The 22808-nt window shown below is 55.3% G+C and carries 16 protein-coding genes; 9 read left to right on the top strand and 7 right to left on the bottom strand.

What is annotated here, in order from left to right; genetic code table 11:
- The 6 genes from Pr1d_RS25830 to Pr1d_RS17360 all read right to left on the bottom strand — a co-directional run.
- On the bottom strand, positions 1-550 hold a 550-nt coding region (locus Pr1d_RS25830), incomplete at its 3' end, for a hypothetical protein (protein ID WP_210417754.1).
- Positions 551-619: 69 nt separating this feature from the next.
- Positions 620-904, bottom strand: a complete 285-nt coding sequence (locus tag Pr1d_RS17380; RefSeq protein ID WP_148074710.1) for a DUF1580 domain-containing protein — start codon at positions 902-904, stop codon at positions 620-622.
- A gap of 131 nt (positions 905-1035) precedes the next feature.
- The gene (locus tag Pr1d_RS17375) at positions 1036-1629 is read right to left on the bottom strand and encodes a hypothetical protein (RefSeq protein ID WP_148074709.1); all 594 of its coding nucleotides are present in this window, start codon (positions 1627-1629) and stop codon (positions 1036-1038) included.
- A gap of 116 nt (positions 1630-1745) precedes the next feature.
- Positions 1746-2921, bottom strand: coding sequence for a tyrosine-type recombinase/integrase (locus tag Pr1d_RS17370; protein ID WP_148074708.1), 1176 nt, complete (start codon positions 2919-2921; stop codon positions 1746-1748).
- 384 nt (positions 2922-3305) lie between these two features.
- The gene (locus Pr1d_RS17365; protein WP_148074707.1) at positions 3306-3740 is read right to left on the bottom strand and encodes an ion channel; all 435 of its coding nucleotides are present in this window, start codon (positions 3738-3740) and stop codon (positions 3306-3308) included.
- Between the two features lie 800 nt (positions 3741-4540).
- On the bottom strand, positions 4541-7507 hold the full coding sequence (locus Pr1d_RS17360; RefSeq protein WP_148074706.1) for an autotransporter outer membrane beta-barrel domain-containing protein: 2967 nt from the start codon (positions 7505-7507) through the stop codon (positions 4541-4543).
- A gap of 912 nt (positions 7508-8419) precedes the next feature.
- Here Pr1d_RS17360 and Pr1d_RS17355 point away from each other — a divergent pair.
- The 8 genes from Pr1d_RS17355 (at position 8420) to Pr1d_RS17320 (ending at position 19750) form a co-directional block, all read left to right on the top strand.
- Positions 8420-8998, top strand: a complete 579-nt coding sequence (locus tag Pr1d_RS17355; protein WP_148074705.1) for an IS110 family transposase — start codon at positions 8420-8422, stop codon at positions 8996-8998.
- Between the two features lie 1213 nt (positions 8999-10211).
- A complete protein-coding gene (locus tag Pr1d_RS17350) occupies positions 10212-10916 on the top strand; it encodes a TetR/AcrR family transcriptional regulator (protein WP_148074704.1) in 705 nt (234 codons plus the stop codon).
- 29 nt (positions 10917-10945) lie between these two features.
- Positions 10946-12463, top strand: a complete 1518-nt coding sequence (locus tag Pr1d_RS17345) for a DUF1254 domain-containing protein (protein WP_148074703.1) — start codon at positions 10946-10948, stop codon at positions 12461-12463.
- Between the two features lie 91 nt (positions 12464-12554).
- Complete coding sequence (locus tag Pr1d_RS17340) at positions 12555-14093, top strand: DUF1254 domain-containing protein (protein WP_148074702.1); 1539 nt, start codon at positions 12555-12557, stop codon at positions 14091-14093.
- A gap of 17 nt (positions 14094-14110) precedes the next feature.
- Positions 14111-14320, top strand: coding sequence for a hypothetical protein (locus tag Pr1d_RS17335; RefSeq protein WP_148074701.1), 210 nt, complete (start codon positions 14111-14113; stop codon positions 14318-14320).
- Positions 14321-15315: 995 nt separating this feature from the next.
- Positions 15316-15747, top strand: a complete 432-nt coding sequence (locus Pr1d_RS17330) for a PilZ domain-containing protein (RefSeq protein WP_148074700.1) — start codon at positions 15316-15318, stop codon at positions 15745-15747.
- Positions 15744-17615: an efflux RND transporter periplasmic adaptor subunit gene (locus Pr1d_RS17325; RefSeq protein ID WP_148074699.1), complete on the top strand. Its 1872-nt coding sequence runs from the start codon at positions 15744-15746 to the stop codon at positions 17613-17615. The genes Pr1d_RS17330 and Pr1d_RS17325 overlap by 4 nt, the downstream gene beginning before the upstream one ends.
- Before the next feature lie 5 nt (positions 17616-17620).
- Entirely contained in the window at positions 17621-19750 is a 2130-nt protein-coding gene (locus tag Pr1d_RS17320) for a site-2 protease family protein (protein ID WP_148074698.1), read from the top strand.
- Here Pr1d_RS17320 and Pr1d_RS17315 read toward each other — a convergent pair.
- Positions 19747-21618: an efflux transporter outer membrane subunit gene (locus Pr1d_RS17315; RefSeq protein ID WP_148074697.1), complete on the bottom strand. Its 1872-nt coding sequence runs from the start codon at positions 21616-21618 to the stop codon at positions 19747-19749. The two genes, Pr1d_RS17320 and Pr1d_RS17315, sit on opposite strands and share 4 nt — an antisense overlap.
- Positions 21619-21846: 228 nt before the next feature.
- Between Pr1d_RS17315 and Pr1d_RS17310 the strand changes: the two genes are divergently transcribed.
- On the top strand, positions 21847-22701 hold the full coding sequence (locus Pr1d_RS17310) for an efflux RND transporter periplasmic adaptor subunit (RefSeq protein WP_148074696.1): 855 nt from the start codon (positions 21847-21849) through the stop codon (positions 22699-22701).
- Positions 22702-22808 lie beyond the last annotated feature (107 nt).

Raw genomic sequence — 22808 nt, 5'->3', positions numbered from 1 at the left:
CCTGATATTCAATCGTCCGCGCCGCTTCGTAGATGTAGCTGACGCTCGGATAGCCACGCGTCACCATTAGCGGGACGTCCCAACGATCAGTGATCGGATAGAGCACTCCTGCCAGTGCTTCCTTTTCAAGCCACACTTCGACGTAATCGTCTTGGTTGTCCCACGTCGCCCGACGGTAGGTCTGTTGTGTCCGCTCCAACATGCCCGCCAGAGAAGAGTAAGTGCGGGGCTTGCGCATCCAGCGGGTATTGTCTGCAATCCAATCGTAAGGAATGGTGCCATCGCGCCGCATCTCGACAAGCAAACGGATAACGGTGCCCTTATATTGGGCCTCAGTCTTGGCGATTGCTCCGCGGCTAACGAGCTGGTAGTACACCTGCCGAACAGTCATCGGCTGATACTCAGCAAGCACGTCGATCATCGCATCACGAATAGCCTGAATGTCGGCTTTTGATCTCCGTAGTGCTTTTATGGACCTAGCCCCATAAGATGGCTTTTTAGGTTTGCTTGTCGTTCTCTTAGGAATCTTGGTAGAATTAGTATTCAACATAAAAGCTTCCTTGCTTTGGCCTTGGTGTGCCCTCCCAAACGCGCACCAAGGTTTTTTTTGTGGTGTGAGTTAGACGCCTATCTTGGCTAGTTCTTTTTCCGCACGCTCGATATCCCTCTCCCGCTGGATCGACGTCCTAGGCTGCGGAGAAGTTCCGTTAGCGGCATCCGTGCAGCGCTGCTGGAATCTGCGGTGGGCTTGGCGGGATGTGAAACGGCAACCTCCCTCGACATAAGTCTCGAGTTTGACGCCACGTACGCCGTTGAGGTGCCATCGCCAGATGGTGCTAGGATTGCGGTTGCACTCTTTGGCGAGCTGATTGAGAGTAATTCGATCTTCGGAATAGATGTCCATGATTTCCTCCGTGATGGTGTGATATGACCAATGCGGAGTTTATTAGACACGAAACGCCATGGACTGAAAAACGAAAAGAAGACTATAATCAGGCGAATAGGGAAGCCTCTAAGAGCTTTCCCAGGAAACCTCTAAGCGTTTTCCCAAAGCCCCAGTTCGCGAAGTCGCTTACGCACAGTTTTGGCGTGAACTTTGTAGCCGTACTTATTGAAGAGGGCAGAAGATATATTCTCGCATAATGCTCCATGGCCACGAAATAAAGTATATTCTTCACGCAACCATTTCTCGTGCTCTGGAGAAACCAGCTTACTGGAGTTCTTGCCGCCTGTACCACGCTTCCCTGCAATAATAACACCATCAATCAAGGCGTCGGTTATCAAGCTCTTGAGAAATCCATCGGACATACCGACGAAATAAGCTAAATGTGCCAATTCCAAGGCATCAATTATACGAGGGTTCTTCTTGAGTTTTTGGCAAACCTCAAGTGCTTCTCTAACCTCCCGCAAGAGTGAATGTACAAGAGCTATAGTATCATGGTTAAGCTTCTCTAAACCGATCCTCCCGTTGTAGGCACTCTTATAACTGAAACTGATACATTCTGGACGCTTGAAGTTTTCCCAGTTCGGATCAAGTTTTTCGGCGGTCGAAATGGCGTAGTGTTCGCAGCCCTCAAGCGAAGCCATTATTCTTTCGAGCTGTTCAAGGCTTGCGCTATCAGCAGCCATATTGCAATCTCCTATTTAGAGCCAAGCCGACCGACCAGTGCCACGGGGGAGATTGCATCCCATGACACCGATCAGTCTGTGCGGTTTATAACTCCGCGAACTCGGCGAACTGAATTCTAACCAATCATTCTGGCAACTTCGATTGCCTTTTTCCGATCCTTTTCGGCGTAAACCTCGGTGATTCCGATGGATTGATGGCCCAGCAAGGTTTTCGCTGCGTCCAGATCGAACTCACTCCGGACTCGGGTGGCCAAACTGTGCCTCAATTGGTTCGGCGACCAACCAGGGATGTCGTTGTCCTTGCAAGCCCGATAAATGGCTTTCCCATAGCTTTGAGTGGTGTACTTGGCGGTCGGCTGGCGTTTAGGGTTCTTCTGGCGTTTCGTTCCCGCTCGGTTCCCGCAGGAGATGGGGGTCTTCCGAGCCTCCGCTCGTTTTGCTCGCATTTCTTCTGTCGCCTCCCTGGGGTCGAAACAATAGTCCTCAGCTCCTCTCAGGAGAAACGGGGTCAGAATGGCTTGGGCTTGGGGACCGATGTAGACGGTGCGTTGATGGCCATGATGGGCGGTCTTGTGCTGCGTCAGCTTGGCTTCCCATACGTCGCCACTTCGATCAACATCGGAAGGACGCAAACCGCATACTTCGCCAGGACGACAGCCTGTGTGCATCTGGAATTTCACCATTGCTGCTACGACTGTAGACAAATGAGGAAGGGTGTCCTCGACTATCGACAGGTCCACGGGTTTTACGGGCGAGGGTTCCCGGACGCCGCTTCGCCCTTTTCTCAGTCCCGGGATAATCGCCAAGGTCTGGGCAACAACGGCGGGAATCAAGCCTTCAGAAGCCCCCCAACGAAACACGGCTACGATCTGGCGCATCCGCTCGTTGATGTAAGGGCGGCTAAGATCCTCCCCGATGAATCGCTGTCTCATGGCCTTGAATTGCAGGACACCAAACTCATTGGCTAGGGTCCGACCATACAGTTCTTTGAGGGGAGCGATCCCCAGCCGCATGTTGTTGTAGGTTCCCCGTTTGGGGGTGCCGTAATAGTCCTTGGCAAATGACAGATAGCGGGCGATGAGTTCGACAACGGTGATAGAATCAGCCGGGACGCCATAGGTGTTTGATCGTCCCGCTGCCAGCCACTCACCGAGGATTCGGTCATATTCCCGGTGGCTGGCTTTGGTGCCGTGAGGGCCGAGATAGTGGCGACGACCAGATAGTTCGATGAAGGCTTGTCCGCTGGCCCGGTGCTTGCGGTACTTGGGGGTTTGGTGAGTTAGACGCGGCATAGTAAGGGTTCTCCATTGTTGAAAACCACAAGCGGGTATATACCCGCTTGGCTTTCGGAAAACGCCTCACTGCCGAACGTCGGCAGGTTAGAAAAACCACTGCATTTCTAGGCTCAAACTTAAGTGGGCGACACAAGATTCGAACTTGTGACCTCTACGGTGTGAAACCACTGCCGCCAAATCGCAAAAACGCCTAATCCGCGATAAATACCAGTGAGCCACAAGTTTCGAGGATTGCAAGGCTTGTTATTCCTTGCCAAAACTCGGCAGTATTTTCGCGTAGTGGGGTAGGGGGGGGAGTAGAAGGGAGTATGAATTGTGGATTGAGACTAGGGCGGGAGTAGAGGTCGCAAGCGCCGAGGAGACTATCACGATAGTCCAAGACTATCGTGACTTATTTCCCCACAACTCTTGCATTACCAAGAACGCAAAGGAGGCAGTCCAGGCGATCAGTACCAGTCCCGTGATGGCCTCCACAGCGGAAAGAGTACGCAATGCACCTTCGGGAGAAACGTCCCCGAATCCTAGTGAGGTATAGGAAAGGGCAGAGTAATAGAAGTAATCGCCCTTCGTGAGTTGGTCGTCACCGGCAAAACTGCCGAATCGCACGTCAGAGCACATCAGCATTATTGCTAGTGAAAATATCCAAATTTCGAAAAGATGTCCCGAGATTGCGGCAAACATGGAGATCCCCATGCCGAGAATTGGGAAAGATTGCATGCGGCGGATTAAATAAATCAGGCAACGCAATAGAGAAAGATGTATAGCGACTGACAGAATTACCAACCCGCAGAGAATAAGAATGATAATGATCGTCATGCTTGTCTTTCGCGGCAAGTTAAACTGATCGAATTCTAAAGCTGTATTGGTCCCGGCATCTGGCCATGAGTGGCTGCGGATCGCATTGCGACTAATAATTGTGAATCTGGGACATGGTTCCCATTCTGATCTCTAGCGAGCAGACGCAAAAGTCTAATCAGGCCATACCCATTTATTACACTCAGCGAGGACTCCCACCAAAAGCTTAAAAACACCGAAATTGGGAGATAACCAGTAAGCCGCTGGCATGCGTTGTGTATTTCTTGCCAAAAACTCGGCAGTTTTTTCGCGCAGTGGGGTAGGGGGGAGTAGAGGGGAGTATGAAAACCGAGGAATTAAGACGGAGAGTTTTTCTTGCACCCCCTCCACAAAACTCGCACCGCTAAGGGCTCAGGGGCAACTTGATCCCACAGCCCGGCTGTGTTTGGGGTCCGGCTTGCCGACGGCCGCAGATTAGACGACCCTCTTGCGTGCACATGACACGTCCAAATTGGGCACGAAAGGCCTCGTCGAAGTGGGCTTCGCTAGCCAGGGATTAGTTGTTGTCGATTTGGTGGCGCAAAGACAGAGGTCGCCACCACCTCCTTCAGTTTGAGGAGTGGCTAAGAAACCGAGGTTGGTCCATCCTCGGTCAGTTTGGGAATCCACGAACTACGGGAGGTCGATTAGACCGAAGTAGGCGTCGCTTGCGATCCTTCGCGGCTTGTCTGGGTGCAATCGTCGAACGTCACACCCCTGAACCGGAACCCCGAAAAACGGTCGTTAGTTGACAGTGCCACGCATAAATGTGTTCTTGAGACTCATTCGGCGATTCGTAGCCGTCTTGCAAGCTTAACTACAAGTGCAGTAAGCAATAGCACCCATGTCGTCGGTTCCGGTACAACAGTAGAACTTGCTGAGAGCGCGACAAATTCCCCGTAGTTAGTTTGCCAGTCGGTAAGGTTTCCAACACTCGGGTTGCGCTGCCAAACGATAAAATCTCGCCCATCGACGTCGCCGTCGAAATCGAAGTCACCAGCGAATGTGGTGACTAACGCTACCGAAGTGTTAGTGTGGTTGACAAACCACTGTAAGTTACCCGGAAGAGATGGAAGCGCGCCGGGAGTCAATGTACCTAGGATGCTCGCGGCGGTCAGAATCTCGAATGTGTCGCCTGCCGTCGGCATAAACCCATTGATGAGCGAAACGTCGAGCGTGCCAGCAAGCGAAGCGACATTGGCTACCGATACGTGGTCGTGCTCAGTGCCCGCCGTTGTGCCGCCTAGTTCCACTTCCAGGCTGGCCAATCCGCCGAAGTGCAGATCGCCGCCGAAGCTGACAGCGGCGGGACTGTTTCCGGGCGAGAACATGCCTTCCAAAAAAACCGTGCCGGTGCCGGTGTACGAGCCCGACCCGCTCACGTCGCCGAAAAACACAGCCACCGTGCCGGCACTGGTCCGCAATTCGCCATCGTTGATCATGTCATCATAAAACGTAGCGTCGGAGTTGCCCGAGATGATGATCGTACCGGTGTCGACGTTGAAGATGTCGCCAAAGACATCCGACGTGCCAAAGCTTAGGGAGAGGGAGGCCTGGTTTTCGAGCCCGCCATTGAAGCGGAGCAGCGTGTTGCGGGCGAAGATTTCGCCATCGGCCTCTTCGTTCGTGACGGCGGCGTCGAACTCGATCTCAGCCGGGGAGACGGTTGTACCGATTGCCTCGATGCGACCGGAGTTGGAAAACGTTGCACCACCGATTTGCAGTTGATCTCCGGGTCCTACGCGAACCTCACCGTCGGAATTGTTCTCGAAGACACTGACCTCGATTCGTCCCGAGCCGCGGAGGACGCCGGAGTTTTGCAATTCGTCACCGCTCATGACCGCACCGTCGCCAACGAGCATAAGTTCGGCGCCGTTATTGTTGAAGATACACCCCCCAACAGTGACCCGCGCCGCATTGAGTAACCCATTATTCGTGATCTGGTTATTAATCGTGAGGTAGGCGACATCAATGTCTCCGTTGTTGGTAAGCTCACCACTAGTCGAAAGTGTTCCGTCGCCGTGAATAATTCCGTTGTTTGTGATTGCAGAGCTACCGGCGCTCAGACGCGATGCCTCGGTCGCTACGTCGATGAGTCCGTGGTTCTGGATGGCACCGGTCGAGATGTCGTCGGGGCGAATAACACCGTGGTTGGTGACAGGCCCCGAAATTCTTCCATCGCCGGCCAGCACTCCCTTCGATTCGATGGTGGTCGACGGGGTGGTAATCAGGGCGCCATTGTTGAGCCACAGCGTCGCGACGCCGTTGCCACTGCCAAGCTCCAACGACGCCAGCTGCGTGTCCGCAACGGGACCATGGATGGTCGCTGCACCCTCGGGAGCGATGATCGTGGGGACGACCGCGCGCGGTATGCCACCGAAAGGCCAGTTGGCCTTGTCTTCCCAGTCGGCGCCGCTACCAGGCTCGCCATAGACAACGCTGCCTGCGCCTAGCCAGCGGTGCTCCTGAATCGCCACGACATTGGCCGTGGTATTGCCCCAACTTCCGATATTAAAGACGATGGATCCATCCTCGATCCCCTGGCCGTAACTGCCCATGCCGCCCACTGATTCACCTTCCAACAGATCGTCGTTCGTGAGTACCTTGACAAGCTGGCCACCCAGGATTGCATAGATTCCCTGAGGCGATGGATTACCTCCTCCGATGGAACTACCGTCTCCTAGAAAAGAGTATTCATCCTTGTAGAAGCTGAGACCCTGGCCTTCGCCAAAACTCGTCAGGTTTCCCCCTTCTCCTACGACGACTGTATTTGTATCGGCGATTGTCATCAGCGACCCCGACCACCATTTGTAGATACCCAGGCGATTGGGAAACGGGTCGCTTTCAAGCCCCGCAACAAACACCACGCCGTCGTCGTAGGTAGCAGCACCGAGTGCCCCGTTCACGTCGAAGCCGGGAAATGTTGCCCCGCCGCCACCGGGGATGGCGGTGTTCGTGTTGGCGATGCGGACGATCGGTGCATTAATCCCGCCAATCTTAGCGTAGATGCCTTGCTGGCCGCCGGTCCCCTCGCCATAGAAGGCGATACTGTCGCCGCCGATCGACGGCGCCTGTGCCGGTCCACTCGAGAACTTGCCAAATCCGGTAAAGTCGCCGACTCCATCCGGGATGCTAGTGCCGTTAAGAGAGCCCGCGCTGGTCGATGCGACCCTGAGGAGACTACCATTTAGATTGGTGTAAATCCCATCGATGCCGCCCGGGCCAGTCCCGCGGAATACGACCTTGCCGTTATCGATCCAAGGTACGCTAAAGTCAGTGAAGTTGGCAGCGGGATTGGAGATGGGGATCTTCGTATTGGTGTCGGCAATCATCGTGAGCTCTCCGTCAACGACGGCGTAGATCCCTTTCACTCCGCTGGCACCCTGACCCTTAAACGCAACGTTGAACGACGTGTCGAGCGTGGGGCTTTCGATAAAGTCGATGAAGTTGCTTGCCCCGGGGTCGCCCGGTACGGGAGTATTCTTGTCGGCCAGCACCTCGAGTGCGCCTTGGCGGAGGGCATAGATTCCTTCAGTGCCGGGTCCTTCGCCACGGAATACGACATTGCCGCCACGAATCGCCGGCCGAGGGATGTTGCTGAACGTGGTGCCTGCCGGCGCACCGGGAATTTGCGAGTCAGTGGTGGCGACGACAACAAAGTCAAAAGTCTGGCCAAGCACAGATGGACAGATAACCAAGACTACTAAGATCGCAGTCAGTGTCGTTGCACTTCCGAGCAGGCGTTTCATCGTTCAAACCCCCTGGTTAGGAGTAGTGAACCGCGCAGCAAACGGCCAACGGATTGTTTGACGGACCCAGCGAGGCCAAATCGCTCAGCGGACTCCTTAAAAGATTCGTTGATAAGAGACAAGCTACTTCTGGCCTCTCACACTGGGCAGGCCTTTAGCTCACGTCTGATCATAACACAAGGGCTGATAGATTGCCATTATTCTACTTTTCCACTGATTAAGCGGGAAATAGCAGCTCGGAAAGTGGCAACACATGGGGAAGTAGTTAGCCACAACGCGTCCGCTCAGTGGAGCTCGGCAGAGCGATGCGAGACATCGTCACCCCCAATACCACCAGTAGCAACTTCCCAGTCGACGGCTCAGCCACCGACGTCGCCGCAGAGAGCGGCGCCACGATGCCATAGTTTGCTTGCCAATCGGTAAGGTTCCCAACACTAGGGTTGCGTTGCCAAACTATAACGTCTTTGCCATCGAATCGTCGACGCGTGAAACATCTACCGAGAGGATGCCACTCTCTATCGATTCGTTTCCAATCATCATTTATTTCGACCCCTTGCATGCGACGGGAATCTGATTTCGCTCACTTTGGCAACTGGCCAACTCGCTTATAGCATTCCATTACCCTCGGCTTTGTGCTTATCGCAGGAACGGTGGCGTCTCACTGGCCCTGAGTTTCTACGATGCGGAATCACAAAGCCGCGCGTGATATTCTGTAAAAACGGTAGCCAGCGGGGCGTTACGGATGAACTCGCTAGCCGCTCGACGGCTTACCTCAGACCTTCGAACGCGTCGCTCGCTTCGCCCAAAACGGATCACTCAGATGTGGCTCATCAAAGCTCCCTATAAGGACTCCGCCGGACGAAGCATGGACTACCGATTTACCAGCTAGCAATTGTACTAAGGAGTCGAATCATGAATCAGCCAACCGCACAACCTGGTTTGTTCATCGGAATGGACTGGGCCGACCAGAAGCACGACATCTATGTCATCGATCGACAGGGCAAGGGGTCCCACCAAAAGCTCGAGCACTCGGCCGAGAGCATCGACGCTTGGGTCGGCGAAATGCTCAAGCTCGCCGGCGGGCAGCCCATCGCCATCATGCTGGAGCAGTCTCGCGGAGCGCTCATTTATGCGCTCATGTTCCGAGAGGACGTGCTGCTCTATCCAGTCAACCCCAAGCAATTGGCCCGCTATCGTGAAAGCTATCCTGGCAGTGGCAAGAACGATCCCACGGACGCGATGTATCTGTCGCGCATGCTGCGTGAACGAATCGCGACGCTGAAGGCCTGGCGGCCTGACGACGAAAATACGCGGCTGATCGCCAACTTATCCCAGCAGCGACGCAAGATCGTCGACGGTCAAACGAAACTTCGACAACAACTACTGGCTGTCCTAAAGTCGTATTTTCCGGTTGTTTTGGAGCTTTTTGGAAAGCAGCACCAGCTGCCATTGTTGCTCAGCGTGCTGCGTCGGCCGGGTGGCCCTGGGTGATTGCTCACCCAGGGCTCCCACAGATCCGGACGTGCGCACATTAGCGCATCCGGTTCCTCAGCCGACAGGTTCACCATCCACGATGGTCCCCGTGGTTATCTGATCGAGTGACGGTGACATGTGGATCGGGCCTCGATGTGCCCGACATGTTTCCCTCAATCAATTCTGCCGACCGACGCTTCGCTTTCCTCCACAGGGTCCTCCGGGGCGAGTTCCCCTGCTTCTGTGGTACTATCAAAGCGCTACGACTTCCTACTACCCATTTCGCCGCGATTCGTTTCCTTCGCTTGGCGATACCTCGGTTGCACTCGTTGATTTCGTTCTCTGCCAGACGAATGCACTGCCAGAGCCTGGAGTTGGTAACCCGGTAACTCCAACCGGGAAGTGCCAAGGAGCAAAAAGTAGGACTCTCCCAAGTTCCTGGGGAACCTCAATCATCCGTTTGCACATGTTCCAAACCGACGCCGGCAGGACTGCTTGCACCAGACCATAAAGTGCAGCAGCGTGGCCCCTGGTGACCAAAAGGCAAAGGCTCCCACGATTGGGTCTTTCGACGCTCAATAGCATGGCTTTCGGATTCGCTGTGTACGCTTCGTGACGCAGATTACTCCAACACCACGCAACACTCGCTTCCAGTTGCTGGTCAGGCTCTACTGGACGGGGATCTCACCCGCAAGGTTCCGATGAAAGGTTTCAAAGGTGTAATTTACATCTCATTCCCCCTTCCCAAGCTTTGCTTGGCGCAATTGGTCCAACCTCAGCAAGTTGAGAGCGATCGAGAGAAGTTTCTTTTGGGCGACTTATGCGCCTTTAGCGTCCGCCAATTGAAACCGCATACCTTTCCGCCCAATGCAGTTAGAGGGCACTGTACCAGCAGCGCGCCGCCCACGCGCGAGTCACGCTCGTGGTTCAGTTCAAACAGCCCGGTGACTTCATGCCAGCGGCGAGACGGCTTACCTTAACTCGTTGTGGAGTAGAAGGTTAGCGAGTTCAAATCCCGTCGCCAGGCTCGCTGCAAGCCACTGGCGACGATGAACTTCGTTTTGCATCGACCGGCAACCAAAATTGTTGTGCCTCACCTCGCACGCTACGAGTTTGCTCGTGGTCTCTCGATGCCGTGAGGTCCCTACGTGCTCGACCGCCGAATCCATCGAGTCTCGAGGATCCGACGCCTCCTTGCGGTTGTGACGTTACGTCAGTACAATCTGACGGTATGTCAGAGTCCAAACAATCTCAGATTCGTCGCAGGAACGATCCGAATGAGAACTCGGCGTTGCGCAAGTCCGAAAGAACTCGGCAAGCGATTCTTGATAGTGCATTGGATTTCCTGTGGACGCATCCCTTCCGTGAGTTGACGGTTGGTGACTTAATGTCCCTCGCCGGCACCAGTCGGTCGGCGTTCTATCAGTATTTTGCTGACCTTCATGAATTGATGGAGGCACTGCTGCGGGGAATCGAAGACGACATCTTTGCGGCTGCCACGCCCTGGTTCGAGGGAGAGGGCGACCCCATTCCGCTGCTCGAAGAAACGATGGCTGGACTGGTAGGAGTTTGTTATCGGCAAGGGCCGATTTTGCGTGCCGTTTCTGACGCTGCTCCCATGGATGGCCGGTTGGAAAAAGCCTGGACGGGTTTTCTGCATGATTTCGACGTCGCTGTCACGGATCGGATCGAACAACATCAAGCCGCCGGCTTGATCAAGAAATTTGAGGCTCGCCCGATAGCCATTGCGCTCAACCGAATGGACGCTTATCTGCTGATTCACCATTTTGGACGTCGTCCGCGCGGGAACCAGGAATTGGTTCAGAAAGCGATCCTCCGAATCTGGATATCCACGCTCTATGGTGACGAGGCGCTGGCAGCATCCGACTCCGGAAATCGTTCGAAGAGGCGCGTGCCAAAATCGAAGAAAAAATAAATCTCCTGGACATATAGAAAGGCCATCTCATGAAACTCAGAACAACCTCCGCATTAACACTTGGATTTGTCGTTGGATTAACGATGACTTCTCCCGGAATTGCACAGGTACCCAAAATGAAAATGACCACAGAAACGCCGCCGGGGATTGCGACTCCGGACAAATTGGAAACGCGGCTGGGCACTTTGCGACTGTTTGATGGAGTGCCCGACAAAGAGACGGCTCAAAAAGTCTACGACAACCTTGATTTTCAACGCGGTGTGCAGAGCTATCTGAACAGCATCCAGATCGCCTCGATGGGCGGCATGCGAAAGGGCATCCTTGAATTCGGTCCGCCCAATACGACCGCGCTGCTGTTCGAAGAACTCATGGATTCCACGACACTCTTTCTGACGCCAAACACGACGTCTGTCTACATGGTCGCTTGGCTCGAAATGAAGGACGAGCCATACGTGATCGAAACTCCTCCGAATGTCCTTGGCATCATTGATAGCCATTGGTTTCATTACGTTACTGATTTTGGCAACGCTGGACCGGACAAAGGCAAGGGTGGCAAGTTTCTGATCCTGCCGCCCGGATACAAGGGCGATGTGCCCGACGGCTATCACGTCGCCCAGTCTGACACCTACGGCAACTGGGTCATCTGGCGAGGTTTTCAGGTGGACGGCAATCCCAAGCCGGCTGTGGAGACAACCAAGAATATTTTCCGCATGTATCCGCTCTCGCAAAAGGAGAGTCCGCCGAAGATGAACTTCATCAACGTCTCTGGCAAGGAGTTCAATACGATCCATCGGACTGACTATCAGATCTTCGAAGAAATCAACGAAGTTGTTCAAGCCGAGCCGAGCGAAGGGCAGGATCCAGAGATCCTGGGGCAGCTGGCATCCATCGGAATCAAGAAGGGGCAGCCTTTCAACCCAGATGCGCGAATGCGAAGAATCCTCAACGAGGCCGCAGATGTAGGTGCCGTGACGGTTCGCACGCTGACGGCGCGTCCTCGAGACGAAATGTTTTACTTCTACCAGGGCGAAGGCGTCTGGAGTACGCCATTCCCCGGTGGGAGTTATGAGTTCCTGGACAACGGTGCTCGCGTGCTGGACGCCCGCAGCTATTTCCACTTCTACGCGACGGGCATTACCCCGGCGATGACCATGAAGATGGTGGGCAAGGGCTCGCAATACGGCGTGGCCTACATGGACGCGGATGGCAATGCTCTCGACGGCAGCAAGACCTACAAAGTGCATCTGCCGCCCAAGGTGCCAGCCAAGGATTTCTGGTCGTTCACGCTCTACGACAATCAGACTCGCTCCGAGCTCCAGACCGACCAGCGGTTTCCGGGCCTCGACAGCAACAAGAAAGGCCTGAAGCAAAACACCGATGGTTCCTTCGACATCTACTTCGGCCCCAAGGCGCCCGAGGGACAAGAGAACAATTGGATTCAATCCGTTCCCGGTAAAGGTTGGAACATGCTAATCCGCCTCTACGGCCCGGAGCAACCGTGGTTCGACAAGACCTGGCGACCGGGTGATCCGGAGTTGGTTGACTAATTCATCGTAGCTCCGGGACCTGTCCTGGCACACGCATCGCCGGGACAGGTCCTGGCCTACCTTTCTACAAACTAACGACAGAGAACCATCAATGAAAACCAAACGAATAGTTGTGCGCGCAATTGTCGCGGTGTCCGTAACGCTGGCAGGAATCAATTGCTGGGCTCAATCGCCGAAACTGAAAATGACGACCGACATTCCGAAGTCGATCACGGCTCCGGACAAGGTCGAAACGTCGCTCGGCACGCTTGAGTATTTCGACGGAGTGCCAAGGCCGAAAACGGTGGAGACGGTCTACGACTATCTCGATAGGTCGCGAGCCGTCCAGGTATTTCTCAACTCTATTCCGGCCATGTCCGTCACGACACTTCGTGAAGGTCAGGCGAGCGTTGGTGCCGACACGTGTAACAAAATCTGCATTTGGGATTCGCTGATGGATTCCGAGTCATTACTGCTGACCGGGAATACTTCCACCATGTATGCAGTCGGTTTTCTCGATCTGCAGAAGGATGGCCCTTCGGTGATCGACCTTCCACCCGGAATGCTGGGCATCCTGGACGACATGGAATTTCATTACATGTCAGACCTGGGTGTGGCCGGTCCAGATAAGGGCAAGGGCGGCAAGTTTCTGGTGCTTCCGCCCGGCTACAAAGGCGACGTGCCTGAGGGCTACTTCGTGGTGCCGTCAAAGACCAACGGCGTGTGGGTCTTTATGCGTGGCTATCTGGACAAAAGTATGCCGCTGGAGAAGGCCATTCCAGCTGCGTCCGCGAACATTCGCAACAGTCTAAAGGTGTATCCACTGGCGACGAAAGACAAACCGCCGGCGATGAAGTTCATCAACGTCTCCGGCAAGAACATGAACACGATCCTGCCGAACGACTTCAGCTTCTTTGAAAAGCTACATGCTTTGATCCAAACGGAACCCGAAAGTTATCTCGGTCCGGAAGCGAAAGGCATGATGGCCGCTATCGGTATTGAAAAGGGAAAGCCGTTTAATCCCGACGCGCGGATGAAGAAGATTCTCACCGACGCAGCCGCTATCGGCAACGCCGGCGCTCGTGCCATCAGTTACTTCCCACGCGATCCGGGCAATCTGCTGTATGGCAAAGACAGCACGTGGGTCATGGCCTATGCCGACAAGGATACGACCTTCACTCGCAACGGTGCCTATCGACTTGATCCGCGGGTGCTCTTCCACTTCGGCTACATCTGTGTGTCTCCGGCGATGGCCGTGACGGTTGCCGGCAAAGGATCGGATTATGGACTGAACATGCTCGATTCAAATAAGCAGGTGCTCGACGGTTCAAAGACCTACAAGTTGCATCTGCCGCCGAATCCGCCCGCCAAAGATTTTTGGGCGGTCACCATGTACGATACGCAAACGCGTTCGCAACTTCAGACCGACCAGCAGTTCCCAACGCTTGGCAGCCAAGACAAAGGCATCAAGAAAAACGCCGACGGTTCGTACGACATTTACTTCGCGCCGAAAGCGCCGCAGGGACAGGAAGGCAACTGGCTGCAAACCATACCCGGAAAGAGCTGGTGGATCGGACTGAGAATGTACGGCCCGCTGCAGCCCTGGATCAACAAAACCTGGCGTCCGGGTGAAATCAACTTAGTCAAATAATCAACTGGAGAATCAAGATGACAGCTAACAAGCTGATCGCCTTCTTCGCGTTCGCATTCAGCTTAACTGGCGTTTCAGACGCCCAGGATATCAACCTATTTAAAACCGCTGAAGCAAAGGAAACCGCAAAAGACTTTAAGCCAGCTGAGGCAAAGATGGAAACCAACTTCGGCAACCTAGAGGCTACATCGAAAAGTCATGGATCCTCAACGACTTCGAGCTGCTGAAGTAAGTCAACTAAGACGGCGAGACCGTCGATATCTCGATGGATGCGCCGTTCGACACCGCAGGACAACGACTAGCAGAGTCATTGATGGGTGTGCTCAACGGTCTCTACCAATTGCATATGAACATCCTGACAGTCAATTGCACAAGTTGCGACGAACCAAAAGATATATCGTGAACAATGCCCCCGGTGTCTGAGCGTTGTGAGCAGCTAAAGCAACAACCCCGTGTGGTCAAAATACTCAGCCGACACTCAAACAACGTGAAAAACGGAATTTCAAGCACGGCCTCGGTACGCATCTGAGCCGCGATCTCTTGCGAGTCAGCGTCGACTAGGTTCTCGTAATCAGTAAACCCGGAACAGGGTTGGCGTCACATCGCTCGGCGGCGTCCGCAGATGCCAAGGGAGCGAGAAAGGCCATTAGTACTCTTGGCAATTCGTCTCCTTGCGTGCCGAGGTTGCATCAGCCTCAGCGCCTATGGCCCTGGGCGAACTGACAGCGGTGTCATTTCTCAAACTAGACCGCTGCAACTTAGCTGTTTGGCTAACTTGCTGAGAATGGTCCACCCGACCGCAGTTAGACGAGTTACAAACTGAGCGAGGTCGAAGTGACCGCTGCATACTGGCAGAAGCGTCTTAGCCGCTAGCAGAGTGCAGCGAGGATAGGGATGGCTGCCGGAGGCTCAGGCACGCCGACGGTCTCCGTGTAGGCGTGATCGCTGCTCAACTGGACGATTTTGGCACGTCTTGGCCCCTTCAACCGAACCAGGAACAGGAGGTTTTGCCGGTCGAGCAGATGCCGCCAGCCGGACAGCCAGCCGAAGTTAGCTTGCAGGGAGCGTTAGAACTTGCTGGCTGAAAGTTGTGTCCGCGTACTCCGAAAGACCCGATTAACCGTTGTCTTCACGTTATCCGGTTTGACAGTTCCCCGGCTGCGAACTATTTACCCATAGTTTCTTCATAAGTGATGTCCCTTGAAGGCCTATCGGGTAAGCCATGTTTACTTCCTACACCGACGATTTGCTCGGCGCGATGGACGTGATCGAAGCGCTGAAAGAGCTCTCGGGCAATACCGAGAGTGCGCTGATCTCAGCTCGCACCAGCGAACGGATCGACATTCAAACCGACGTTGTGATTCGACCGGCGAACGCCAGTGAGCGAAACCGCTACGCCTATCAAACGATGACGGTCGATGTTTCGAACGGGGGGTGCATGTTGATCTCGCCCTCGCCAGCGATACCGGGCGATATCTACTGGCTAGAATTCTCAGAAGAACATCTGCGTGTCGGCTCGTTGTTTGCCAGGTGCATGCGTTGTCGATTGGTTAGCGAAGGTGTGTTTGAAGTGGGCGTCAAGTTCATTGTTCCGATCGATCTGGAATCGGCGCTGTCATCGTCGAAATCGAATGATCAAGACGCACAACCATGAGCCAATCCACACAATCGCCCCCCGTAGAGAAAGCCTCTGAGTCGCGGGCACTGACTCATTCGGCATCCGATCTGGTTGCATCGCTCAAGGGCTGCACGAGCCTTCGCTCGGCTTACATGACCGGGCTGAAGTATATCGCGGAGAAGTTCAATAGCCCGTTCGTGGCCTTACGGCTGGACGTCGATAGTGGCACGGTCGAAGAGCACGTCGCTTCGAACAATTCGGCGACGAAAGCGTGGAGCCGTCACTGCGACGGGATGATGCTCAGCTCTCGCTACCGTGAAAACAGTCAGGCGAAATTCTTTGCAGCCAAGAGAATCAAACAGACATTCGCCGTACTATCCGTACCGCTGACCAATCAGGAAGATGGCTCGATCGGGGCTATGGCCGTGGTTGTTGTCTGCGATCGACGCGATCTGGCTTCGGCTCTGCTATCAGAGCTGTTTGCGATTACCGCGATCATCGACCTGCAAGCTCAAGCTTCTCGCCGACCGTCTGGCTCGAAGCAAGAAACCTCGGCCCTCTCCAAAGTGGCGGCCCATGCGAGCCTGAACGAGTTTTGCTTCACGCTTACCAACAGTTTGAAATCGAACATCGCCTGCGATCAGGTCGCGTTGGGGTTGGTACGTGGGAAGTCGGTCAAGCTGTTCTGCGTGTCTGGGTTTGACGACGTTTTCCCGAGAAGTCCAGGCTCGCAACAAATCCAACAGGCGATGTGCGAATGTCTCGATGCCGGCGACGTGGTGTGCTACCAGGCCGAATCGGAGTCGGACGAAAGCCGTGTTACGACGGGGCATCATCTGCACAAGCAGTGGTACGCCTCTCTGGGTGCCTTTCCAGTGGCGTCGATCCCGTTGTTTGTTGGCGAGAAATGTGTCGCGGTCGTCAGCCTTCGCAACCCGGGGGGGAACTCGTTCAGTCGACCATTGCTTACCAAGGTACAAGAATTGGTCACCCCGATGATGCCGGGGCTGATGCTGTTGGAACGTGCGGATCAGACCGCAGTCCAACGAGCTCTGAAAGAAACTGGCAGCTATGCCAAGAGTTTCACCCAACCAGGAAGCATCCGGCGAAAAGTGCTTGCTGCGGTGCTGTTGGTGGCCGCCGCATGGGTGATTTTCGGAAAGACTGAATACCGAATTGCGGTGCCTTGTACGGTGCAGTCGACAGGCGACCTGCAGCTCTCCGCTCCGTTCGAAGGTGCGATCGCCGAAGCCTTCGTTCGTCCGGGAGAGGAGGTAACCGCAGGCCAAGTGCTGGTTCGCATGGACACCGATGCGCTGGAGTCTCAGCGTAACAAACTGCTTGCTGAGTTACGACGTGCGAATATCGCTACGCTGCAAGCATCCACGAATGGCAATGTTGCGGAAGCCGCGGAATCGCAGGCAGACCGTGACATCGCCAAGGTCCAACTCGAAGTCGTCGAGCGGAAACTAGCCGAAGCCACCATCCGGGCACCAAGCAACGGAATCATTCTTGAAGGACAACTCAATCCGAGACTCGGTGAGATCGTCTCTCTGGGCGAGCCCCTGTTGCGATTCGCGCCATCGGGTCGGTGGGACGTCGACATCTTGGTGCCGGACTCGTCCGCCGCCGAGATTCAAATTGGCCAGCTTGTGAATGTTGCGGTCTCGGCTCGACCCGAAATCACCAACCCGATGCGGATTGTGCAAATCAATGCAGAGTCGCAGGTCGAGCAAGGTCAGAATGTGTTCGCTGCCGAGGCCGAATTCGAAGGTAGCCCGCCAAAGTGGCTGCGTGCCGGAATGACCGGGGTGGCCCGAGTCGAAGTTGGGCGACGGCCCGTTTGGTGGGTGTGGGCGCATCGGGTCATCGATTCGGTTCGCCTGCAACTTTGGAAGCTGTAGAAGTCATGACGCAATCCACGCCAAACCTCGCTGAACAGCTAAAAGACGTACGCGTGGGTGCGCGCCCGGAACTCGACGTCAGTCGGCACGTTTTCGGCGGCGAACCTGCGTATGTGGTGATGGACCCCGTCTCGTTTCAATCGCATCGCTTCTCGCAAGCCGACTACCAGGTGTTTATTGCGATCGACGCGCGACTAACCCTTGGAAAGGTGTTTTCCCGGCTGGTCGCCTCGGGACATCTGGATGCAGACCAAGAGGAAGAGTTCTACAAGTTCGTCCTATCACTGACTCAGCGTGGGCTGTTGAACTTGCCCTTGTCCGACGGGGGACGGCTTTTCAAGCGATTCGAAGAACGCAGGCAAGCGAAGCAAAAGGGAAGGCTGATGCAGTCTCTGTTCCTGCGCGTACCACTGGTGCGGCCCGACCGATTTCTAAGCCGCACGAAGTTCCTGTTCAAGCCGCTCTTTACGAGGGGGGCGTTGGTTGTTTGGGCGGCCTGTTCCATTGTCTCGCTGCTCGTAATCTTGTCGCGCTGGGATGAGGCGACGAGCCCGATGGCATCGATTCTGGCACTCGGAAATTTGCCCGTGCTGTGGACGTTGCTGGTTGTTCTGAAAGTTATCCACGAATTCGGACACGCGTACGCCTGCAAACACTTCGGTGGTGAGGTTCCCGAGATGGGGGCGTATTTCATCCTGTTCACTCCCTGCGCGTATGTCGATGCTTCGACGTCGTGGGGGTTCACCAGTCGCTGGCAGCGTGTCATCGTGGCACTTGCTGGGATGTACTTTGAGTCGATCGCCGCGATGATGGCACTAGCGATATGGGTGTTGACCCCCAGCGGGACACTTCACGACGCGGCTTACTATGCGGTCGTGCTGTCGACAGTAGTCACGGTCGCATTTAACGCGAACCCCCTCATGCGGTACGACGGATACTATGTCCTTTCCGACGCATTAGGGATTCCGAATCTTAGGGCCGAATCGGACAAGAGCCTTCGCGGTGTGGCGACTCGGCTACTGTATGGTGTCCGAGGCAAGGCAAACGGTGGAAGCCGAAAACGATCGCTGGCCTTGGCTGCATTTGGTGTGGCAGGTGCTGTCTACAAGGTCATGCTGTTGCTAGGCATCAGCCTTGTGATAGCCCAGAAACTGCCTCTTGTGGGCTTAGGCGTGGCCCTGATGTACGTAGTACAGTCGCTACGGCAAAGCGGGTTGTCGCTGATCAACTACTTGCGATTATCTGAAGAACTGGAGGGACGTCGCACGCGGGCTATTGCGTCGACCTTCGGAATTGCCGTGGCTGGCCTGGTCCTGGTTTTCGCCGTGCCCATTCCCGGCCGTGTTGTAAGCGTCGGGGTTGTCACGCGCTTGGACGAAGTGACGATGAGGGCTGCGGCACCCGGATTCGTAAGAGAAGTGTTTGTAGAGTGTGGCGACCCGGTATCGTCCGACGAGATCATCTGCCGCCTGGACAACATCGATATCGAATTAGAAGCCAAGCAACTCGAACTTCAGACGAAAGCCACGGAGTTGCGATGGGAACAGGATCTGTATGCCAACCGCCAGACGGCAGCCCGCACGCGCGCCGTGCTGGACGATCTACTGGAAGACCGAGAGACCGCGGAGCAGCGTCGTGCCGCACTCGATATCCGCTCGGCACGCGATGGGGTGATCACGAATTGCGAATCAACCCAGGTCGGCGCTTTTCTGAAGCGCGGTGACCCGGTTGCCACGGTGGGTGCGGGACCCTGGGCGATTCGTGTTCTGCTTGACGGCGAGCAACTCGTTGACGCTGCATTAACCCCTGAGGCGAGAGTTCGCATTCGCTTCATGGGTAGCCCGAACAAGGTGCTTGAGGGGCGTGTTGAACAAGTTGCGTCTCAAGGGCAAACGAAAGTTGACCGCGAAGAACTAACGCACCTGGCAGGAGGTGTGATTGCCGTTGATCCTCAGTCCCACGAATCGGCCAACGCGTTGTTCGAAGTATTGATTATCTTGGAACACGATCCGGAAGAACATCTTCGCTCTGGAAGCATGGCCCAGGTGTTCTTTCCCGGAAACCGAACAACACTGTTGGCGATGCTCTACCGTCGTGGCTTGCAGATTGTCAACGATTTGCGGATGCTGGGTTAGCGATACCTGGGGCTCACTGGAAGCTGACCCGCCACAATCAGCACCTTTTGAGTCATCCCAGGGGAGGCTGCGGGAGAAGGTCTCCCGTTCGCATGCTGGATTTCGGATCCGGCAGCCGGGAGTCTGACAATCCACCCGTTTGCCATGGAACCTACGGTGGGAGCCAGTGGAGGTAATCGGAAGGCTTGTCCGTTAAGGTTGTCCACCGGAGTGTTCGAAGAAGGTTCTTGCGGTTTCGGCAACGGCTCGGGGACAAGTTCGGTTGGTGGGTTGACGTCTTGAGCAGGAACCTCATTCGCGGCGACCTCGACGCAACAACACGAGTTCCACCCGCCGCCTAGCGCTTTGTAGACCCGAATGATGCCCAGCAGTGTTTCAGCTCGGCTGTTCGCGTAGGTGTCTTCCGCGAAGAGAAGTTCGCGTTGCGAATCGAGCAAGGGCTGAAAGCCGATGAGGCCGCTTTCGTACCGAACCTGGCCGCTTGAAACGGCACGCTTCGTGGCCCCGATGGCCCGTTGCAGCTCAACCGCTCGTTGGCCTTGACGGTGGAACGCGACCAATCCGTCTTCGACCTCTTGAACGGCAGCAAGCACGGTCCGCTGATAATTGAGGATTGCAATCTGGAACTCCGCACTCCGTCCCTCAATCACGTTGTTCAACTGGTTGAAGTTGATGATGTTCCAGCGAAACGATGGTCCGATCGAATGTGCCAACGAACCAGGGTCGAACCACATTCCCACGTCTTTTGCGTCGACCGAGATCGTTCCCAGAATCGAGATCTGGGGGTACTTCTCGGCGACGGCTACCCCGATCAATGCCGAGGCACTGGTCACTTCCAGTTCCGCCCTTCGAATGTCCGGTCGACGGGCTAGTAAATCGGCTGGCAGCCCCACGCCAAGACTCTCCGGCGTGTTGGGAATGCGGCCAACTGCCAAACGTTCTCGGAATCCAGCGTCCGGAGTTCGACCTAAGAGAAATGCGAGCTGATTGCTGGCAACGGTTTCAAGCTGTTGTAGCGCAGGAATGGTAGCCGCAGTGATGTAGACATTGGACTCGGCCTGAGCCACGTCCAATGGGCTGACCAGCCCAGACTTGTGACGTTCTCGTACCACGCTTAGCGTAGCCTGTTGTGCTGCCAGGTTGCGTTGGGCAATCTCAATCCGTTCTTGGGCTAGGCGTAATTGCGTATAAGTCGACGCGACTTCAGCCAGAAGAATCACCTTGAGGTCTCGATAGTTCTCGACTTCCGCGTTCAGGTCTGCCGCGGCCGATTCAATAGCTCGGGCGATTTTGCCGAACAGATCGATTTCCCAGCGGCTATCGAAACCCATCGAGTTGAAATTAAAACCGCGATTGCCTGCCGAGCTGCTGATGAATTGAGATGCGTTTTCAGCAAAATCGCGGTAGGCATATTCGGCCGTGGCATGCACGTGCGGCAACCGATCGGCCCGGACAACCCCCAAACGTGCGCGAGACACAACTACACGGTAGTAGGCCTCGCGGAGATCGAGATTCTGTCGGCAGGCCTCTGCGATCAACGAATTGAGCGTGGGGTCATTCAGCGCTGCCCACCAATACCTCAGATCTTCGTAGATTGCCGTTTCCGGAGCGGTGGCTTCGGCATACTCGGGGCTTATTGGCGGCGGCTTGGGCCGCAAGAAATTGGGCCCTACTTTGCAGCCAGTCAGAAGAAGAAATCCCATACAGGCAACGCTCCAAGCGAGCACCAGCCGACGGCGCATGGTGTCGCGGTGCTTGGGCAACGCGGGAGTCTGGTTCGTTATAGGTTGTAAAAACGTCACGTTCGTGTTGGGCGGCGTATTCGAGGATGGTTTCAGCGCATGCGGTTCCGCTCGGACTAGGTGCATAGTCCCATCGATCTATTCGACTAGCCACGTTCCGCATCTTCGCTAGGACCTCCCAAGGCGGTAACAGCCGCACAACTCGGCGAATCTGCGCAGCCCTACGATCCGTCATAAAGTGTTATCGCGTCGTAGCGTGCTAGCGGTCACGACTGCGGACTCTAAGTGAATGACCTATGTTTCAAGTGTTCTTTCCCACACCGATTTGGACACAATTCTCACGAGAGCTGCCCCATGAGACGCTTTCTGCTGCTGGTTTTCCTTGCTCTTCTGCACGTTCATGCCGTCCACGGCCGTGAACCCGGCACGAATTCTGCAGCAATGCTGCCCGGCATTGTCGAAGCTCGCCAGTCGGTCGACTTGAGTTTTCCCACGACGGGCACCGTGTCTGAAATCGACGTCGAAGAGATGCAGTTTGTTGAAGAAGGACAGGTGCTAGCACGCCTGGACGATAGTCTTGCCCGAGCATCGCTGGCCGCCGCAGAGGCGATCGCAAGCCGAGGGGCAATGTTGATACGTGCCAAGAGCGCGGTATCGCTTGCCGAGAAATACCTGGGTCGGGTCCGCGATGCATACGAAAAGAATGCGGCCTCGGGACTGGAACTCGACGAAGCCGAGGGACGAGTGGAAGAGGCTCGCGCTACCTTGGAGCAAGCCCACGAACGAGAGCGCGAAGCGGAAGCCCAGGTTGCGCTGGAGGAAGTTCGTCTCAGTGGTCATGAACTTCGTGCACCTTTCGGCGGTACCGTCACTCGAATCACAGGCAAACCCGGCGGCACGGCAAATCCCAACGAGCCAATTCTGCGGCTCACCAACCCGATTCAGCTTCGCGTCGTGCTTCACGTACCAGTGGCGTACTTCGGCTTACTGAACGTCGGCGAAGAATACGCACTGGAAGCAGAGTTGCCAGCACCCCCTCGTGTCGTGGCTCAACTGCTTGCTCAAGAGCAGGCGATTGACGCGGCAACCGATACCTTTCGCTGCGTGTTCGGAATAGAAAACAGCGATCTATCGCTCCCGGTTGGGTTCGCCGTCCGGCTGTGCGATCCAACGTCTGACGATTCACAGGAGATGAGTTCGTCCCGGTGACGAATGCCGACATACGGATTGCAGCGGTTGTCGATCAATCAGCGTTCAGCCTCGAAATGCACCTGCGGTAATCGACGAAGTATCCAGTCACCAAGGCCTCGAAATCA

This window comes from Bythopirellula goksoeyrii, assembly GCF_008065115.1.
GTDB lineage: Bacteria > Planctomycetota > Planctomycetia > Pirellulales > Lacipirellulaceae > Bythopirellula > Bythopirellula goksoeyrii.
Note: the sequence above shows the minus strand (reverse complement) of the source record. Positions and strands in the feature narration are given on the sequence as shown.

Bases quoted from the DNA above. Each gene is read 5' to 3' on its own strand.
- Pr1d_RS17315 (WP_148074697.1), bottom strand. From the start codon at position 21,618: ATGCACCTAGTCCGAGCGGAACCGCATGCGCTGAAACCATCCTCGAAT.
- Pr1d_RS17335 (WP_148074701.1), top strand. From the start codon at position 14,111: ATGACAGCTAACAAGCTGATCGCCTTCTTCGCGTTCGCATTCAGCTTA.
- Pr1d_RS17330 (WP_148074700.1), top strand. From the start codon at position 15,316: ATGTTTACTTCCTACACCGACGATTTGCTCGGCGCGATGGACGTGATC.
- Pr1d_RS17375 (WP_148074709.1), bottom strand. From the start codon at position 1,629: ATGGCTGCTGATAGCGCAAGCCTTGAACAGCTCGAAAGAATAATGGCT.
- Pr1d_RS17370 (WP_148074708.1), bottom strand. From the start codon at position 2,921: ATGCCGCGTCTAACTCACCAAACCCCCAAGTACCGCAAGCACCGGGCC.
- Pr1d_RS17355 (WP_148074705.1), top strand. From the start codon at position 8,420: ATGAATCAGCCAACCGCACAACCTGGTTTGTTCATCGGAATGGACTGG.
- Pr1d_RS17345 (WP_148074703.1), top strand. From the start codon at position 10,946: ATGAAACTCAGAACAACCTCCGCATTAACACTTGGATTTGTCGTTGGA.
- Pr1d_RS17360 (WP_148074706.1), bottom strand. From the start codon at position 7,507: ATGAAACGCCTGCTCGGAAGTGCAACGACACTGACTGCGATCTTAGTA.
- Pr1d_RS17380 (WP_148074710.1), bottom strand. From the start codon at position 904: ATGGACATCTATTCCGAAGATCGAATTACTCTCAATCAGCTCGCCAAA.
- Pr1d_RS17320 (WP_148074698.1), top strand. From the start codon at position 17,621: ATGACGCAATCCACGCCAAACCTCGCTGAACAGCTAAAAGACGTACGC.
- Pr1d_RS17365 (WP_148074707.1), bottom strand. From the start codon at position 3,740: ATGACGATCATTATCATTCTTATTCTCTGCGGGTTGGTAATTCTGTCA.
- Pr1d_RS17325 (WP_148074699.1), top strand. From the start codon at position 15,744: ATGAGCCAATCCACACAATCGCCCCCCGTAGAGAAAGCCTCTGAGTCG.
- Pr1d_RS17350 (WP_148074704.1), top strand. From the start codon at position 10,212: ATGTCAGAGTCCAAACAATCTCAGATTCGTCGCAGGAACGATCCGAAT.
- Pr1d_RS17310 (WP_148074696.1), top strand. From the start codon at position 21,847: ATGAGACGCTTTCTGCTGCTGGTTTTCCTTGCTCTTCTGCACGTTCAT.
- Pr1d_RS17340 (WP_148074702.1), top strand. From the start codon at position 12,555: ATGAAAACCAAACGAATAGTTGTGCGCGCAATTGTCGCGGTGTCCGTA.